Raw genomic sequence first — 16,288 nt, 5'->3', positions numbered from 1 at the left:
GCCTCAGGTTATTCCGCCGGATCGTACGCCAGGCTTGGCATCAACCAGCGTTCGGCCTCGGCTTTGGTCAGGCCTTTGCGTTCAGCATAGTCCTCAACCTGATCAACGCCAATTTTGCCAACGGCAAAGTACTTGGCTTCCGGGTGGGCGAAGTACCAACCGGAGACTGCTGCGGTTGGATACATAGCAAAATGCTCCGTTAGCTGCAGGCTGGTGTTGGCGGTGGCGTCCAGCAATTTGAACAGGGTGGCCTTTTCAGTGTGGTCCGGGCAGGCGGGATAGCCGGGGGCCGGACGGATACCACGATAGCGTTCCTTGATCAGGTCCTCGTTGGCCATCTGCTCGTCGGTGGCATAACCCCAGAACTCCTTGCGCACTCGCTCATGCATGCGCTCGGCAAAGGCTTCGGCCAGTCGGTCTGCCAGGGCCTGGACCATAATGGCGCTGTAGTCATCGTGGGCGTTCTTGAACTCTGTGGTCAGTTCGTCAACGCCGATGCCAGTGGTCACCGCAAAGCCGCCCACGTAATCGCCCAGATGCAGACTCTCCGGCGCCACGAAGTCGGACAGTGCCATCATTGGCTTGCCCGGAGCCTTCTCATCCTGCTGGCGCAGGTGGTGCAGGGTGGTCAGCTCTTCGGTTCGGGACTCATCGGTGTACACCACAATGTCATCACCCCGGCGATTGGCGGGCCAGAACCCGATAACGCCTCTTGCCGAGATCCGCTTGTCCCCGATCATCTGTTTCAGCAGTTTCTGGGCATCGTCAAACAGGGTGCGGGCGGCTTCGCCACGCTTCGGGTCGTCAAAAATAGCCGGGTATTTGCCGGCGATGTCCCAGGAAATAAAGAACGGTGTCCAGTCGATGTAGTCCACCAGTTCGTTCAGATCATAGTCTTCGAATACCCGGACACCGGTAAAAGCCGGCTTGGGTGGCTGGTAGTTCTCGAAATCGATTTCCGGTGCACGAGCACGGGCTTCTTTCAGCGACACCAGTTTGGTGCGGTCGCCACGGTTCTTCCGGCGTTCACGGATTTCATCATATTCGGTGCGGGCTGCTTCCACGAAAGCCGGCTTGGCGGTTTTGCTCAACAGCTGGGAAGCCACGTTCACACAGCGGGAGGCATCAGACACGTAGAGGGCAATGTCATTCTTGTACTGGGGCTCGATTTTTACGGCGGTGTGGGCTTTGGAGGTGGTGGCGCCGCCAATCATCAGCGGGATATTGAAGTCCAGCCGCTGCATTTCACGCGCTACGTGCACCATCTCATCCAGTGACGGTGTGATCAGGCCGCTCAGGCCGATCATGTCGACATTTTCTTTTCGGGCCGTTTCCAGGATTTTTTCACAGGGCACCATCACTCCAAGGTCGATCACCTCGTAGTTGTTGCACTGCAGGACAACGCCAACAATGTTTTTGCCAATGTCGTGTACGTCGCCCTTGACCGTGGCCATCAGGATCTTGCCCTTGGCCTGCTGGTCTTCAGTCTTCTCTGCTTCGATGTAGGGAATCAGGTGCGCCACGGCCTGCTTCATTACCCGGGCGCTCTTGACCACCTGGGGCAGGAACATCTTGCCGTCACCGAACAGATCGCCGACCACGTTCATGCCAGCCATCAGCGGACCTTCGATCACTTCAATGGGATGGCTGGCGTTCTGCCGGCAGGCTTCCGTGTCGTCAATAATGTAACTGGTAATGCCTTTAACCAGGGCATGCTCCAGGCGCTTCTCAACGGGCCACTCACGCCAGGCAAGATCTTCTTCTTTGGCCTGGCCGCCTTTACCTTTGAACTTTTCGGCGGCTTCAAGCAGGCGATCGGTGGAGTCATCCCGGCGGTTCAGAACCACGTCTTCCACCAGTTCCTTCAGATCCGGCTCGATCTCGTCGTAGATCACCAGTTGGCCGGGATTCACGATGCCCATATTCATGCCGGCCTTGACCGCGTGATACAGGAAGACAGAGTGAATGGCCTCACGTACCGCATCGTTGCCGCGGAACGAGAACGACACGTTACTGACGCCCCCGGAGATAGAGGCGTGGGGGCAATGCTCCCGGATCCAGCGTGTGGCGTTGATAAAGTCCACCGCGTAGTTGTTATGCTCTTCAATGCCGGTGGCAATGGCAAAGATGTTGGGGTCAAAGATAATGTCGGCCGGGTTGAAGCCGATGCCGGTCAGCACATCATAGGAGCGTTTGCAGATTTCAGTCTTGCGTTCGAAGGTATCGGCCTGGCCGTCTTCGTCAAAGGCCATCACCACCACCGCAGCGCCGTAGCGCATGCAGTCCCTGGCACGTTTGATGAACTCCTCTTCACCTTCTTTCAGGCTGATGGAGTTCACCACGGCCTTGCCCTGAATACAGCGCAGACCTGCTTCGATCACATCCCACTTGGACGAGTCGATCATGACGGGTACGCGGGAAATGTCCGGTTCAGAGGCCACCAGGTTCAGGAACGTAACCATCACCTCCCTGGAATCCAACATGCCCTCGTCCATGTTGATATCGATGATCTGCGCACCGTTCTCAACCTGATCCCGGGCAACGCTCAGGGCTTCCTCATACTGTTCTTCCTTGATCAGCCGCAGGAAGCGCTTGGAGCCGGTTACGTTGGTGCGTTCACCCACGTTGATGAACAGAGTGTTTTCGTCACCGGTAAACGGTTCCAGGCCGGAGAGTCTGAGTGCTTTCGGGCGTTCAGGAATCTGTCGGGGCGGATACTTGGCCACTGCCTTGGCGATGGCTTCAATATGATCCGGGCGCGAGCCGCAACAGCCGCCGATGATGTTCAGAAAGCCGTCTTTGGCAAAGCCTTCAATGATCTCGGCCATTTCCTCCGGGGTCTGGTCGTATTCACCAAACTCGTTGGGCAGCCCGGCGTTGGGGTGGGCTGATACATAGGTTTCGGCCTTGTTCGACAGTTCTTCCACATAAGGCCGCAGCGCGTCCGCGCCCAGTGCACAGTTCAGGCCCACGGAAATCGGTTTAGCGTGGGCAACCGAGTTGTAGAAGGCTTCAGTGGTTTGGCCGGACAGGGTTCGGCCAGAGGCGTCGGTGATGGTGCCGGAAATCATGATCGGCAGCTCAATACCACTGTCTATAAAGAACTGCTGAGTTGCGTAGATTGCTGCTTTGGCGTTCAGGGTGTCGAAAACAGTTTCAATGAGAATAAGGTCTGAACCACCTTCAACCAGGCCGGAAACTGCCTCGTAGTAATTGTCGACCAGAGTCTGGAAATCCACGTTCCGGTAACCGGGATTGTTCACATCCGGTGAAATAGAAGCGGTGCGTGAGGTGGGACCCACGGCACCGGCTACAAAACGTGGCTTTTGGGGATTCCTCGCGGTGAACTCGTCGGCGATTTCCCGTGCCAGCTTTGCCGCAGCTACGTTCAACTCCCGTGCCAGCGATTCCAGGCCATAGTCGGCCTGCGACAGCTTGGTGGAGTTGAAGGTGTTGGTCTCGATAATGTCGGCGCCCGCGTCCAGGTACTCTGCATGGATGTTGCGGAGCAGGGCAGGCTGGGTAAGGTTCAGCAGGTCATTGTTGCCCTGAACTTCCCGTTCGTAATCCTTGAATCGATCGCCCCGGAATGCGGCCTCATCCAGTTTCTGGTTCTGGATCATGGTGCCCATGCCACCATCAAGAATGACAATCCGCTCCTTGAGGGCTTGGTGCATCTGTTCCAGGCGTGTATTGCGATCGGTCATAGAAAACTCTTCCGGGTGTCGTTATTAACGTCGTGTTTTACGTTTTGGCGCGGGATCATAGCAAAAATGCTGAAAGGCGTCTTAGTACGGATGATCATTATCAAGTTCCGTTTTGCCTGTCCGCCGTTGGGATAAGGGAAATTGATTACCCCATTAATGCCCGACTATTTTACTTGGTCTTTTATGTTCCGGCGATCTCTCATAAAATGTCAGTCACACTTGATAACAGGTAGGAAGCATGGCTCTGGTAACTGTGACTGATTCCGCAAGGGATTATCTTGCGCAACTGATTGAAAAGCAGGACGTTGAAGGTATGGGCGTACGCATTTTCGTGACCCAGCCCGGCACCCGCAACGCAGAGACCTGTCTGGCATACTGTCCGCCCAATGAAGTTGTGCCAACCGATGAGCAGGTCAACCTGGAGAAGTTTACTCTGTATCTGGACCATAATTCGGTGCCGTTCCTGGAAGACGCCTATGTCGATTACTCCAAGGATCAGATGGGCGGACAACTGACCATCAAGGCGCCTAATGCCAAGGTGCCGCAGGTGGCTGATGATGCGCCCCTGCCGGAGCGTGTGAACTACGTGCTGGCCTCTGAAATCAATCCCAACCTGGCAGCTCATGGCGGTGATGTTTCGCTGGTTGAGATTGTTGACGAATCGGTTGCGGTGTTGCGCTTTGGTGGCGGGTGCCAGGGCTGCTCTGCGGTCAGCCTGACGCTGAAGCAGGGTGTCGAGAAGACTCTGAAGGAACGCGTACCAGAAATCTCCGCGGTGCGTGATGTGACAGACCACTCGAATACCGAAAACGCTTACTATCAGTAAGTTGCACCCTTCCTCCGGCAGTCGCCCCTTCTCTGGCGGCTGCCAGAAACACCCGCCTTGCCTGGCTACACGGCCAATGGCCTGTTAAGCGCGATACTTCATTATCGGTCACATAAACAGAATCAAAGCCCGGGTATTATCCGTGCCGTGTGAGCGAATGCTTTTTCTATTTCGGGGTAACGCTTGACTGACCTTGCTCTTGTGTCCGTGCCTGTAATGGCTGCCGTGGTGGGATGGTTCACTAACTGGCTCGCCATTCAGATGTCCTTTCATCCTGTCCGGTTCATCGGCGTTGGGGTTATTGGTTGGCAAGGGGTGATTCCGCGCAAGGCCGAGAAAATGGCCCACATCTGTATTGATCGCACCCTGCAGAAGTTTGGCGACCTGAATTCTGTGTACCAGAAGCTGGAGCCCAACCGCATTGTGGAACAGGTGGTGGCTCAGGTGACGCCCCGCATGGATGAGTACATTGACGAGGTCATGTACGAAATCCAGCCGGTACTCTGGGATAACCTGCCATTGTTTGTTCGTGCCCGGATTTATCAGTGGGCGCGGCAACAGTTACCGAATCGGGTAGAGGAGCTGGTTGAGGATTTTGGTGACGATCTGGATGAGCTGGTCGACCTCAAGGCGCTGTTGAGTCGGGAGCTTCAGAGCCACCCGGATTTGATGAATCGTATCTTCCAGCAGGCCGGCGCGGTTGAACTCAGATCCGTCATCAATCGGGGCGCGATTATCGGTGCCTTGATGGGCGCAGTGCTGGCGCCGGTTTCGGTGTTCTACCCCCAGCCCTGGTTACTGCCGGTGGGCGGTTTTTTCATTGGCTTTATCACTAACTGGATTGCCATAAACCTGATCTTTGCACCGGTGCGCCCGCGCCGGGTATTGTTCTGGCAGTTGCAGGGGCTGTTCCTGCGTCGGCAGGATGAAATCAGCGATATCTGGGCGCGCCTGGTGGCGGAGGAATTGATCACGGTGGAGAAAGTCGCCGATGCCATGATCAACGGTCAGCATGGTGACCGTACCCGCGCCATCATCCAGAAACACCTGCGCCCCATGCTCGACAATTCCATGGTCATGAAGCTGGCGGCCCAGGTGTCTGTGGGCATGACCGGTTACACCGAGCTCAAGCGCGTGATGAATCAGAAAGCGGTGCTGGCCACGCGGGATGTATTCAGTGATCCCGCTTTCAATCGTGAGCGTGCACCAGTCGTCGCGGGGGTGCTGGCCAGCCAGATGAAGGCCCTGCGTCCGGAAGAATTCCAGGACATACTTAGGCCGGCGTTCCGGGAGGAAGAAATTCAGCTGATGTTCGTGGGTGGCTTGTTTGGTGCCGTGGCCGGGCTCGTTCAGTTTCTTGCCATGACCGGCTTGCCCCAGGCCATTCTGGGCTGAGTACACCAGGGAGAATAGCGTATGCCAGTTTGGGCACAGATACTCACACAGGTTTTGCTGACAGCGGCCACCGTAACGGCCGTTCTCTTCGGTTTCTGGTTCTGGGTGGTAAAACCATGGCTGGCTGAGCGCATCCAGGAATTGATCGACACCGCCAATGAGATTGAGCCGAAGGTCACGAGTGGCGTTCAGAAGGGCGTTGCAGAATCTATCCGGCAGATACCCCAAAGCGCCTGGGACGGTGCAACCCGTGAATCCACTCGCCAGTTCCTCAAGTTTGGCTCGAACCTGTTTGAAAATGGGCTGAGCACCTTTCTGGGTGCCGCTGCCGAAGAGCAGCAAGCGGCCCGGGCACGGTCAGCCGAAAAGCGGGACAGATAACCGCGGCTCTATCAGCCTCGGGTTCAGAGGCAGTTCGTAGGGCGAGGCAGACCAGCTATCCGGCAGGCCGTTTTGGCGGGTGTTCCGGGGAACAGTGTCATCAGGTAGATACTGTCGCCTTTCTCGTCCCCCAGCGCTTCTCTTACGGCCTTTACGAACAACCGGTTCGACGGTGGCGACATCTCATGCTGTTTATAAAAATCCCTTAAAAAGTATATGATTTCCCAGTGTTTTTCCGTTAACTCAATGTCGTCTTCCTGAGCGATTTCCTGGGCTACCTCATTGGTCCAGGTGGCCGCGTCCTCCAGAAAACCTTCGTTGTTTCTCACAGGCGAATTAGAAGCACTCATGGTTTACCAGTTGATGATTCGTGAATGATTGACGGTCAGCTGCACAAAACCGGCGTAGTCGACCAGTTGCTCCGCGGGGACGCGGTTAGCCACGGCGCGCGCATTCGCGTCTGTCTCCAGGCCATAAGACGCCCCTGGCAGCTGTCTTTCCCGATCAAGCAGTGCGAGCACCGCATCCTCAATCAGCAGTAGCGTGTCACCCTGCTGAACAGATGCCAGACAATGCCGGAACCTGGCGTGTTCCGGAGCCTTGTTGATGATGTGCAGGGTAGTGTTGACGTTCTCAGGCATGACAGGGTCCTATCCGGCAAAAACGACGCGGCTATACTGGCCCAGGGTTTCGGAAATTGACTCCGCTGCCGTAGTCCCTGGCAGTAAATCGCTGGTCTCCAGCCCGTACTTCGCGCAAGCCCGGGAATCCACCAGTATCTGTTCAACGCCGAACAGGGCGGCCGCAGCGAGATTCTTCTCCACAGATTTCTGGCCGACGGCGTCGGCGGCCTGGCCTTTGCACAGCCAGTTGACGCCAGCCCCCAGAAACAGCATGGCGGCGGGCTGGTCGAAGGCTGCCAGGGAGAAGGTCATGTCCAGCGCTTCTCGTCCAGTCCACGAGCCATAGGGTGGCTGATCGATCACAATCAGGGTGGTCATGGTCAGTGTGCCCCGTGAAAATAAAGAACCCGGTTGGACTTCAGGTTACCCTCTACCCATTCGCCAAGACCGGCAATCTCGAAGGGTGCCCTGAGATTGCTGGCGGTCAGTTCGTAACGGGCCTGTTCGGTCTTATCGACAATGCCACGGCGCAGGGCTGAAGCAATGCAGGCGACCGCTGCGATGTTGTTCCCGGAAAGAAATTCAGACCACAGTCGCGGCCAGTGTTGCTCATCGGAGGGAGGAGCGCTCAGGGCCGACGCCAGGTGTACGCCATCACCATACAGGAACACCCGGTCGATACGGTGGCCCGCTTTCAGCAGGGCCTGAGCGAATGACAGGGCAGTCTGGGGCGCCTGTGTTGCCCAGGGGGCACCGGTAATCACGAGTGTGTAACTGAGTGGCTGAGGCATGGAACTGGATGCTGACTGATGGAAACCCTGCAAGTGTACCTAAAGCAAAAACCCCGGCATAGGCCGGGGTTTTCTCAAGGCATTGGACTGAGTGTACTGATCAGTCTTCGCCGCTGAACGCAGACAGCAGGTGCAGCAGGCTGACGAACAGGTTGTAGATGGACACATACAGGCCCACAGTAGCGATGATGTAGTTACGCTCGCCACCCTTGATGATCTGGCTGGTTTCGAAAAGGATCATGATCGAAGCGAAGATCGTGAAGCCTGCGGAAACGGCCAGGTGCAGAGCAGAACTCTCCATGAAGAACGCCAGCAGCATGGCGCCAATCAGCACGAATGCGCCAGCGGTCAGGAAGCTGGACAGGAAGCTGAAGTCCTTCTTGGTGATGATAGCGGTTGCGGACAGGCCCACGAACGCGACGGCCGTCAGCGTCAGTGCCTGAGCAACAATCTGCGAGGCGCCGGCAGCAACAAACGCACCGATGATCGGGCCAAGGGTGTAACCCATAAAGCCGGTCAGTGCAAAGGTGGTGACGATGCCCCAGGGGCTGTTCTTCAGTTTATAGGTGGCGAACAGCAGGCCGATGTAGCCCACGATGGTAATCAGGAAGCCCGGGTGCGTGCCATTCATGTTCAGGAACGCAGTCACGGCTGAAAACGCCAGGGTCATACCGAGCAGCATGTAGGTGTTACGCAACACCTTCATGGCGTCGTCGCTGATACCTGCCGTAGCGCGACTGGTCTCGCTGGCCGGCGAGTAGGCCGCCTGGTTGTTCTGAACGCCGAAACGTCTGTCTTCCATTGTCATCTCCGTTTAGTGCTTTAGTGCAACTGGATACTGTAGACCATCATAATGTCGAAACCGCAACTTTCAATCATTTACGACAGAGAAACACCAAATGGATTCCATTAAAACGCGGTAATCTTGTCTAAGCTCTGACCAGAAGCCACGGAATTTGCTTTGTTTTTCTTGCAGGGCGTTGACAGAGGGGGCAAATCCGGTATCATTCCTCCCGCTGTCGACAAGGCAGCAAGCCGAAGCGTTTCCTGATGCTTCGACAAGACGGTGGGCTGGCAGAGTGGCTGAATGCAGCGGTCTTGAAAACCGCCGACGGTTAATAGCCGTCCCGGGGTTCGAATCCCTGGCCCACCGCCATTTTTCTTCTTGTTTTTCCTCTCGATACCCCAATATCCTGGTTACACCAATCCCCCGTTGGATTCCAAACGCCACGCTTCATATCCGGGAGATTTCATCCATGGCTGAAGAACCCGAAAGTCAGGAACAGTCAGATCGCAAAAACCGCCGCTTCGCCGTGTCAGCCAATCGAGGCAGGGCGAGCCATCGCGTGCGTTATGTCGAGACGGGTGGCGCGGCCGTGGATACGGAAGAGTGCACCTTTTGTCAGACCGTTCCCGACCTTGCACATGCCGGGGGAATTAAAGCCACTCAAGTGCCTGGCCATTCTGACACCAGCGAGTGTTCTGGTAGTGAAGCTCAAAAAGCCGACGCTGATTCTGCGCCGTAGCCAGATCGCATAATTCAAACCAGATACGGTCACCGGGTAGTTGCTGAGCCAGGCGGCTGCAATCCAGCGTTGGTACGACACCGGGCTTGGGGTACCCTCCAATCGTCTGGCCATCGCTCAGCAGTACGATAGGCTGACCGTCGCCGGGAATCTGAACGGATCCGTGTGTAATACCTTCGGAGATGATGCCGGGAGGAGGGGAGTCCATGGCCGCGCCCTGAAGCCTGAAACCCATACGGTCGGATTGATCACTAACGGTGTAGCTGCTGGTTGTCAGTCGCAGGATATCTGAACGCTGAAACTGAGCGTACTGATAGCCCGGTATCAGGCCGATAACCACCTCTGAACTGAAATCAGGGCGCTGGTGTACAGGCACTTCCCGGCTCTGCACTTTTCGTTGCGCTTCCCGTGGTAACAGGTTATCTCCGCGCTTTATCGGGCCCCGGCCCGCGAGCTTTTCCCGAACAACCACGGTGCGACTGCCGAACTGCTCCGGTGAATCCAATCCTCCCGCCACGGCCAGGTAGATAAGCCGGTTATGAGCCGAGTGGCTGATGGTCAGCTCGTCGCCGTCATTCAGGTTCAAGGTTCGCCACAGTTCAACCGGTTCACCGTTCACGGTGACGCTGGTTCTGGCGCCGGTGATGGCAATCTGGAGCGCACCGTGGGCAATGGCGCGGAATCCCCCTAACATGATTTCCAGGCAGGCCGCATGGCGAGGATTGTCCAGCAGTTTGTTGGCCCAGGTAAAGCTGATCATATCAAGGGCGCCGCCTGCGGCCAGCCCGTGGTGGCGATAACCTCGGCGACCACTGTCCTGCACAGAACTTTGCACGCCGGGATGAATGACCTCCAGCCAGCTCATGAAATGAGCTCCCCACCGGCGGCCAGAAAGGCCTCCCGGCTGATGGGGGTAAAGCGCACCCGATCGCCCACCTTGAGGAGCGACAGGTTCGTTGGATCAAAAAAGCGTGTCGGGCAGCGGCCAATCAGCTGCCAGCCGCCCGGAGAAACCTGCGGGTAAACTGCTGTCTGCCGATTGGCAATGCCAACGCTTCCGGCGGGTACCTGTTTGCGAGGAGTGGTTTTCCGGGGTGCGGCGATGCTGGGGTCAACCTGCCCCATAAAGGCGAAGCCGGGGGCAAATCCAAGCGCATGCACCCGGTATTCAACCGAGCTGTGTCGACGAATCACTTCCTCGCAATCCAGGCCGCTTTCCGAGGCCAGCCACTGCAGGTCAGGCCCGGTCTCGGCACTGTAATACACCGGCAGTTCCACCAGGCGGCTTTTCAATTCCGCCGTGTGCGCCTGTGTGCTCAGCCTGTGAATGATGAGCCTGAGTTCGGCGGTTACCTGCCGGAAATCGATGAGCATGGGGTCGTACACCACCATCAATGTGGTGTATGAGGGCACCATATCCACCAGCCAGTGAAAACCCGCACGCCAAATGTTGTCGACGAGGTTGGCAATGCGGGCAGGCAGGGCGTCATCGATGGCCTGGGCCAGGGTAATCAGGATGGCATCTTCCGAAACCGCCTCGATCATCGGCCGGATTTACCGAGCGCCTGGCGGATGGCTTTGATTGCGTCGAGCGCGGCGTCATTGTCGCCATGTACACACAGGCTGTCGGCCGGAAGCTCAAGCCAGTTGCCGGTGGTACTGAATACGCCGCCCTTTTCCGCAAAGGACTGCGCCTGGCCAACGATGATGTCCGGATTCTCGTGTACGGCGCCGGCCTGGCGCCGGGAAACCAACTGGCCTTCGTCATCGTAGGCGCGGTCTGCAAAGGCTTCCAGCAGCAGGGGCAGGCCAACGTCGGCCGCCATCTGCTGATGTTCGCGGTAATTACTGGTGACCGGAATCATCAGTGCCAGATCGGTCCGGAAGGTGCGTACGGCCTCCATCACGGCGCGAAGCAATCTATTGTCCCGCATCATGTCGTTATTCAGGGCGCCATGGGGTTTGACGTAGCTTAGCGTCAGGCTTTCACTGCGGCACATGCCTTCGAGCGCCCCGAGCTGATAAAGCATCAGGGCTTCGATTTCTTCCGGCGTGTGGTGAATCGAGCGCCGGCCGAAGCCGGGCAGGTCGTGATAGGACGGGTGAGCGCCAACCGCAACGTCATGGGCAGCTGCCAGTGCCAGTGTTTTGCGAATCACCATAGGGTCTGCGGCGTGAAAGCCACAGGCCACGTTGGCCATGTCGATCAGAGGCATAACCAGGTCATCCTGGCCCATTTGCCAGACGCCGTAGCTTTCCCCCAGATCGCAATTCAGTTTCATGGCGCTGTCCTGTCTCTCCTCAGATGTCACTGCGGCCAGGGAAGGTGGCCTGTTTGCGCTCTTCCGCCAGTCTGGCCCGCTGTTCCAGGGACTCCGGCGAATTCTCGGAAATACCCCATCCCTGCAGATTTTCCTCAACCAGTTTCACGAGGGCATCGATGTGCCCCGGAGTCGCGTTCAGGCAGGGAATATAGCTAAAGCCTTCGCCGCCGGACTCCATAAAGTATTCGCGGTTTTCCTCGTTAATCTCCTCGATGGTTTCCAGACAATCGGCGGAGAAACCAGGACAGAACACATCGATCGACTTTACCCCTTTTCCGGGCAGTGCTTTAAGGGTTTCGTCGGTATAGGGTTGCAGCCATTCCTCCCGCCCGAACCGGGACTGAAAGGTAGTCATGTACTGGTCTTTACCAAGGCCAAGGCGCTCCGCCAGTAACCGCGATGTCTTGTGGCACTCGCAGTGGTACGGGTCGCCCTTCAGCAGGTATTTCAGCGGCACGCCGTGGTAGGAGAGAATCAGTTTTTCCTTGCGGCCATGCTCAGCCCAGTGCGCTTCAATATGCCGCGCCATAGCTTCGATGTACGGCGGGAAATCGTGGTAATGGGAAACAAACCGGAAATCGGGCAGCCAGCGCCGCCGGGTAAAGTCTTTTGAAATTGCATCAAACGTTGAGGCCGTGGTTGAGGCCGAATACTGAGGATAAAGCGGAAGCACCAGCAGCTTGCGCACGCCCTGTTGTTGCATCTCCTCCAGTACCCGGGGGATGGAAGGGTTGCCATAACGCATGGCGAAACCTACCACCACATTGGTGCCGAAGCGCTGTTTCATGGCCTCACGGATACCCTCAGCCTGTTTCGCCGTGTGAATCAGCAGGGGAGAACCCTCCTTTTCCCACACACTGGCATAGGCTTCCGCACTTTTCCGGGGGCGGATGCGGAGAATGACGCCGTGCAGAATCAGCCACCACAGGGGGCGCGGTACCTCGACAACCCGCGGATCCCAGAGGAATTCCGCGAGGTATTTCCTCAGGGCGGGAGTAGTAGGTGCGTCGGGGGTTCCAAGGTTGGTGATCAGCACACCGAGCCGGTCCGGCTCATTGTGGCGGTAGTTATCGATCCCGTTGTAAGGCATTGAGACGTTCCGTGAGGTGAAAATTAACGCTTGCCGGCCTGCTGCATCAGGCGGGGAATAAGCCCGGTAATGTCGTAACCTGCATTCCGTGCCCGGGACAGGATTTCCTCAGGCTGGTGGTCGCGGGCACTGCTCAGGGCCCATAGTACCGTACAGCGGGTGCCGGAACGACAGAAGGCTAGTACGGGTTTCTCGGCATCACGGATCATGGGCGCGAAACGTTCGACGTCCTGGTCGGTAATATTGCCAGACTCAACCGGCATGTAGACCCATTCAAGGCCCTCTGCTTTCGCTGCGGCCTCAATGTCGGCCATGGCCGGTTGGCCGTATTCTTCATGGTCGGGCCGATTGGCGACCAGGGTCCGAAACCCCAGCCGCGCAATTTCGGCGACGTCCTCAATAGCGATTTGTGGCGCTACGGAAATACTGTCATCAATTTTTCTGATATCCACGCGTGTCTCCCAACGACGGTCGTTTAATCCGCTCGATCACTTCGAATGCCATCATACCGGCCACCATGGACGCAACAAAGACCACGGCCTTGATTTCTCCGGCACCAAGAGCCACCAGGGCGGGCCCTGGACAAAAACCGGCAATGCCCCAGCCAATACCGAACATCATGCTGCCAATAACAAGTCTGGGCTCAATACGGTTGTTCGCCGGCATTTTCATGGTGAATCCGAGGAACGACAGGGTACGCCTGCGCGCCACGGCGAAAGCGACCAGTCCGACGATGATTGCGCCTCCCATCACGAAAGCCAGTGAAGGGTCCCAAAGCCCGGCGATATCGAGAAAACCAAGCACTTTTTCCGGATTGGCCATACCCGATACCATGAGCCCCAACCCGAAAATCAGTCCTGCCAGAAGTGAGGTGACAGAGTACTTCATCATTCAGACTCCCATCAGGTGGCGAATTACGAACACCGTTAAAAATCCTGTTGCCATAAAACTCAGGGTTGCGACCAGTGAGCGAGGCGACAGACGAGACAATCCACAGACACCATGCCCGCTGGTGCAGCCTGAGCCGTAGCGAGTGCCTATACCCACCAGCAATCCGGCAACGATCAGGGCTGGATAACCTGCGTCAACCTGAATGGGTGGAAGTTCAGAAAACAGCAGCCACAGGCTTGGGGTGCCTACAAGCCCGGCGAGAAAAGCCACCCGCCAGAGTATATCGCGGCGAGCAGGCACCAACAGGCCACCCAGTATTCCACTTATTCCTGCAATGCGGCCGTTCAAAAGCAGGAAGCTTGCAGCGGCGAGGCCGATCAGCAGGCCGCCGGTCAGTGCAGCGCCAGGGGTAAACTGGCTCCAGGCAATATCAATCATTCATAGACTCCCGCGAGATATCGGTTTTGGAATAAACATATAATGGGGAGAAATAATAACAAAAAAAGCCCGGCAGGGAATGCCGGGCAGAGGCGTGCGAGTAGTATCCATGAAAGACTTCCAGACAAACCGACATCAACAGGGATGCCGGTATTGGGAAGTATTGACCATAATTTGAACAGTTCAAGTGAGAGGCGCTTTCGTTTGAAAACATTTTTTCATATTGCATCAGTGGTTATACTGCGGCCTTTCGTTATGCGGTTCTCAGGGCCACCACTGCAATCCGGCCCCGGCTGTAATACAATGACACCTACCGCTAATGCCCGACTCCCATGAGGTATGCATGTCTGAGCACGACGACAAAAATCCTGAAAATGATCCGCAGCTGGCGGGCAAGATCAAGGATTCCGCCCGGCAAATCTGGCTGGCTGGGCTTGGCGCCTACACCAAAGCGGAAGAGGACGCCGGCAAGTTCTTTGATCGTCTGGTTCAGGAAGGCGAACAGCTGGAGAGCAAAACCCGGGGTGTGGTCGAGAAACAGATCCGGACCGTGGAAGATCGGGTAGGCGAGGTTCGTGAGCGGGCCACCGGGACCTGGGACAAACTCGAGCATATGTTCGACCAGCGGGTTTCGGGCGCGCTCCGTCGCCTCGGCATCCATCGTCGGGAAGAAATCGAAGCTATGGAGCGCCGTATCGAGGCATTGGAAAGTGAGCTGTCCAGGCTGCGCGGTCAGAACACTGCGCGCGACGAGGAAGAATAAGCTCTAGAGATAGGTCCGGCTGGTGAGCCGGATCTGTTCCTGTTCTTCTTCGTTCAGGTAGGGAAGCAACAGGTGCAACATCTGATAGACACCGCGGCCCGGGTCCACTGACTCCCGGTCATCCAGATGCGAAAGCGTGTCGAAGCTACTCCAGTAACACACCGTCAGGGTAAGCTGCTCACACACCGAAGCCAGTTCATCCGAACCGATGTTCATGATGCCTTGCCGGCGAAAACTCTCACACAGCGTGTTGAACGCCAATTCCTTCTTTTTGAGAATCCTGCGAAATCGAACCTGAAGCTGATCGTAACGGGACAGGACATTGACCAGATCCTGGTACAGGAAACGGTAGCGGGCCACGGCTTCAAACAGCAGATGCAGGAAGAAGCTGAACTGGTCCATGGACACGTCTGCTTCCTCGGGCACCGCCAGAAGATCCAGCATCTCTGCCTCATAGGCCCGGAACAATTCCTCAACGATATCGCCTTTGCTTTTGAAGTGGTAATACAGGTTGCCAGGGCTGATCTCCAGCTCATCAGAGATCAGCAGAGTGGTGACGTTGGGCTCCCCAAGGCTGTTGAACAGCAGCAGGCTGGTGTCGAGGATCCGATCCCTGGTTTTGACTTTCTTCATCCGTAATGGCCTGGTCAATCAGAGGTCGAATGAGGCCCACACCGGGCAGTGATCGGATGGTCGCTCCATGGCCCGGATATCGTAGGACACTCCTGCTGCTTTTGCCTTGGGCAGGAGGCTGTCACTGGCCATGATCAGGTCAATGCGCAGGCCTCGCCTCGGGTCACGCTCAAAGCCTTTGCTGCGATAGTCAAACCAGCTGAAGGTGTTGGCTTCGTCCGGGTGCAGATGGCGGAATACATCGGTAAAGCCCCGTTGTTCAACCTGCCCAAGCCATTCCCGCTCTTCCGGCAGGAAACTGCATTTTCCCGAACGCAACCAGCGTTTTGCATTGTCGGCGCCAATGCCGATGTCGCGGTCTGTGGGCGATATGTTCATGTCGCCCATTACCATAATATGGCCGGGTTTCTTGGCCAATTCGTCCAGGTAGGCCATCAGGTCGGCGTAGAACTTTTCCTTGGCAGGAAACTTTACAGGGTGGTCCCGGCTTTCCCCCTGGGGGAAATAACCGTTGATGACGGTCAGGGGCTCGCCGTTAACGGTGAAATGGCCGGTAATCAGGCGCCGCTGGGAGTCTTCACCATCGGAGGGGTAGCCTTTGAGAACCTCTTCCGGCTCCGCGCGGGATAACAGGGCAACACCGTAGTGGGTTTTCTGGCCATGAAAGTGAACGTGATAACCGAGCTCGCGAATGGCCCCGACCGGGAATTCCTCATCAGTGACCTTGGTTTCCTGAAGACCGATGACATCCGGATTAAGCTGCTGAATCACGGCTTTGAGCTGATGCAGGCGGGTGCGGATACTGTTCACATTGAACGACACAAACATCATGGGCGCAGAATCTCCGGAAAGATTTTTTCGGAGTTTAACACACCCCAGGGCGGGTGCCGTCTGGCAGCT

At 56.7% G+C, this 16,288-nt stretch carries 19 protein-coding genes and 1 tRNA gene; 5 read left to right on the top strand and 15 right to left on the bottom strand.

The genetic code is table 11. The features are described from left to right. Window positions 1–8: 8 nt before the first annotated feature. On the bottom strand, window positions 9–3,707 hold the full coding sequence (gene metH, locus ACSSVV_RS00550) for a methionine synthase (RefSeq protein ID WP_023010308.1): 3,699 nt from the start codon (window positions 3,705–3,707) through the stop codon (window positions 9–11). Window positions 3,708–3,945: 238 nt separating this feature from the next. Between metH and nfuA the strand changes: the two genes are divergently transcribed. The 3 genes from nfuA to ACSSVV_RS00535 all read left to right on the top strand — a co-directional run bounded on the left by nfuA (window position 3,946) and on the right by ACSSVV_RS00535 (window position 6,309). Next, a complete protein-coding gene (gene nfuA, locus ACSSVV_RS00545; RefSeq protein ID WP_011785011.1) occupies window positions 3,946–4,533 on the top strand; it encodes a Fe-S biogenesis protein NfuA in 588 nt (195 codons plus the stop codon). A 183-nt stretch (window positions 4,534–4,716) separates the two neighbouring features. After that, entirely contained in the window at window positions 4,717–5,928 is a 1,212-nt protein-coding gene (locus ACSSVV_RS00540) for a DUF445 domain-containing protein (RefSeq protein ID WP_200861785.1), read from the top strand. A 21-nt stretch (window positions 5,929–5,949) separates the two neighbouring features. Further along, entirely contained in the window at window positions 5,950–6,309 is a 360-nt protein-coding gene (locus ACSSVV_RS00535) for a hypothetical protein (RefSeq protein ID WP_022991205.1), read from the top strand. Between the two features lie 23 nt (window positions 6,310–6,332). Here ACSSVV_RS00535 and ACSSVV_RS00530 read toward each other — a convergent pair whose 3' ends face one another. From ACSSVV_RS00530 to ACSSVV_RS00510, 5 genes are all read right to left on the bottom strand, one after another. Continuing rightward, window positions 6,333–6,659, bottom strand: coding sequence for a TusE/DsrC/DsvC family sulfur relay protein (locus tag ACSSVV_RS00530; protein WP_031210926.1), 327 nt, complete (start codon window positions 6,657–6,659; stop codon window positions 6,333–6,335). Between the two features lie 3 nt (window positions 6,660–6,662). After that, on the bottom strand, window positions 6,663–6,950 hold the full coding sequence (gene tusB / locus ACSSVV_RS00525) for a sulfurtransferase complex subunit TusB (protein ID WP_022991207.1): 288 nt from the start codon (window positions 6,948–6,950) through the stop codon (window positions 6,663–6,665). Window positions 6,951–6,959: 9 nt separating this feature from the next. Further along, the gene (locus ACSSVV_RS00520) at window positions 6,960–7,310 is read right to left on the bottom strand and encodes a DsrE family protein (RefSeq protein ID WP_022991208.1); all 351 of its coding nucleotides are present in this window, start codon (window positions 7,308–7,310) and stop codon (window positions 6,960–6,962) included. A 2-nt stretch (window positions 7,311–7,312) separates the two neighbouring features. Beyond that, window positions 7,313–7,723 carry a sulfurtransferase complex subunit TusD gene (gene tusD / locus ACSSVV_RS00515; RefSeq protein ID WP_014421414.1) on the bottom strand — a complete coding sequence of 137 codons (411 nt, stop codon included), beginning with the start codon at window positions 7,721–7,723 and terminating at the stop codon, window positions 7,313–7,315. A gap of 100 nt (window positions 7,724–7,823) precedes the next feature. Further along, window positions 7,824–8,525: a Bax inhibitor-1/YccA family protein gene (locus ACSSVV_RS00510; protein ID WP_022991209.1), complete on the bottom strand. Its 702-nt coding sequence runs from the start codon at window positions 8,523–8,525 to the stop codon at window positions 7,824–7,826. A 263-nt stretch (window positions 8,526–8,788) separates the two neighbouring features. Between ACSSVV_RS00510 and ACSSVV_RS00505 the strand changes: the two genes are divergently transcribed. Continuing rightward, window positions 8,789–8,879 (top strand) — tRNA-Ser (locus tag ACSSVV_RS00505). A gap of 281 nt (window positions 8,880–9,160) precedes the next feature. On the opposite strand, the gene ACSSVV_RS00500 is transcribed toward ACSSVV_RS00505, so the two are convergent. The 7 genes from ACSSVV_RS00500 to ACSSVV_RS00470 are packed head-to-tail and all read right to left on the bottom strand — an operon-like array spanning window position 9,161 to window position 13,992. Next, window positions 9,161–10,114 carry a 5-oxoprolinase subunit C family protein gene (locus tag ACSSVV_RS00500; protein ID WP_023010306.1) on the bottom strand — a complete coding sequence of 318 codons (954 nt, stop codon included), beginning with the start codon at window positions 10,112–10,114 and terminating at the stop codon, window positions 9,161–9,163. Beyond that, window positions 10,111–10,794: a 5-oxoprolinase subunit PxpB gene (pxpB, locus tag ACSSVV_RS00495; protein WP_023010305.1), complete on the bottom strand. Its 684-nt coding sequence runs from the start codon at window positions 10,792–10,794 to the stop codon at window positions 10,111–10,113. The genes ACSSVV_RS00500 and pxpB overlap by 4 nt, the downstream gene beginning before the upstream one ends. Next, window positions 10,791–11,531, bottom strand: coding sequence for a 5-oxoprolinase subunit PxpA (locus ACSSVV_RS00490; RefSeq protein WP_023010304.1), 741 nt, complete (start codon window positions 11,529–11,531; stop codon window positions 10,791–10,793). The genes pxpB and ACSSVV_RS00490 overlap by 4 nt, the downstream gene beginning before the upstream one ends. A gap of 19 nt (window positions 11,532–11,550) precedes the next feature. Continuing rightward, on the bottom strand, window positions 11,551–12,663 hold the full coding sequence (gene hemH / locus ACSSVV_RS00485) for a ferrochelatase (RefSeq protein WP_023010303.1): 1,113 nt from the start codon (window positions 12,661–12,663) through the stop codon (window positions 11,551–11,553). A gap of 23 nt (window positions 12,664–12,686) precedes the next feature. After that, window positions 12,687–13,115, bottom strand: coding sequence for a TIGR01244 family sulfur transferase (locus tag ACSSVV_RS00480; protein WP_014421421.1), 429 nt, complete (start codon window positions 13,113–13,115; stop codon window positions 12,687–12,689). After that, the gene (locus ACSSVV_RS00475) at window positions 13,096–13,551 is read right to left on the bottom strand and encodes a YeeE/YedE family protein (RefSeq protein WP_031210549.1); all 456 of its coding nucleotides are present in this window, start codon (window positions 13,549–13,551) and stop codon (window positions 13,096–13,098) included. Before ACSSVV_RS00475 ends, ACSSVV_RS00480 begins: the two co-directional genes overlap by 20 nt. A 3-nt stretch (window positions 13,552–13,554) precedes the next feature. Further along, window positions 13,555–13,992: a YeeE/YedE family protein gene (locus ACSSVV_RS00470; RefSeq protein WP_023010302.1), complete on the bottom strand. Its 438-nt coding sequence runs from the start codon at window positions 13,990–13,992 to the stop codon at window positions 13,555–13,557. Window positions 13,993–14,335: 343 nt separating this feature from the next. On the opposite strand from ACSSVV_RS00470, the gene ACSSVV_RS00465 reads away from it, so the two are divergent. Next, complete coding sequence (locus ACSSVV_RS00465) at window positions 14,336–14,755, top strand: phasin family protein (RefSeq protein WP_011784979.1); 420 nt, start codon at window positions 14,336–14,338, stop codon at window positions 14,753–14,755. A 3-nt stretch (window positions 14,756–14,758) separates the two neighbouring features. Here ACSSVV_RS00465 and ACSSVV_RS00460 read toward each other — a convergent pair whose 3' ends face one another. Further along, the gene (locus tag ACSSVV_RS00460) at window positions 14,759–15,388 is read right to left on the bottom strand and encodes a TetR/AcrR family transcriptional regulator (RefSeq protein WP_023010301.1); all 630 of its coding nucleotides are present in this window, start codon (window positions 15,386–15,388) and stop codon (window positions 14,759–14,761) included. Window positions 15,389–15,406: 18 nt separating this feature from the next. Continuing rightward, window positions 15,407–16,219, bottom strand: a complete 813-nt coding sequence (xthA, locus tag ACSSVV_RS00455; RefSeq protein WP_023010300.1) for an exodeoxyribonuclease III — start codon at window positions 16,217–16,219, stop codon at window positions 15,407–15,409. Between the last annotated feature and the right edge of the window lie 69 nt (window positions 16,220–16,288).

It is taken from the genome of Marinobacter sp. MBR-105 (assembly GCF_053628895.1).
This window is presented reverse-complemented; position numbering and strand designations above follow the sequence as displayed.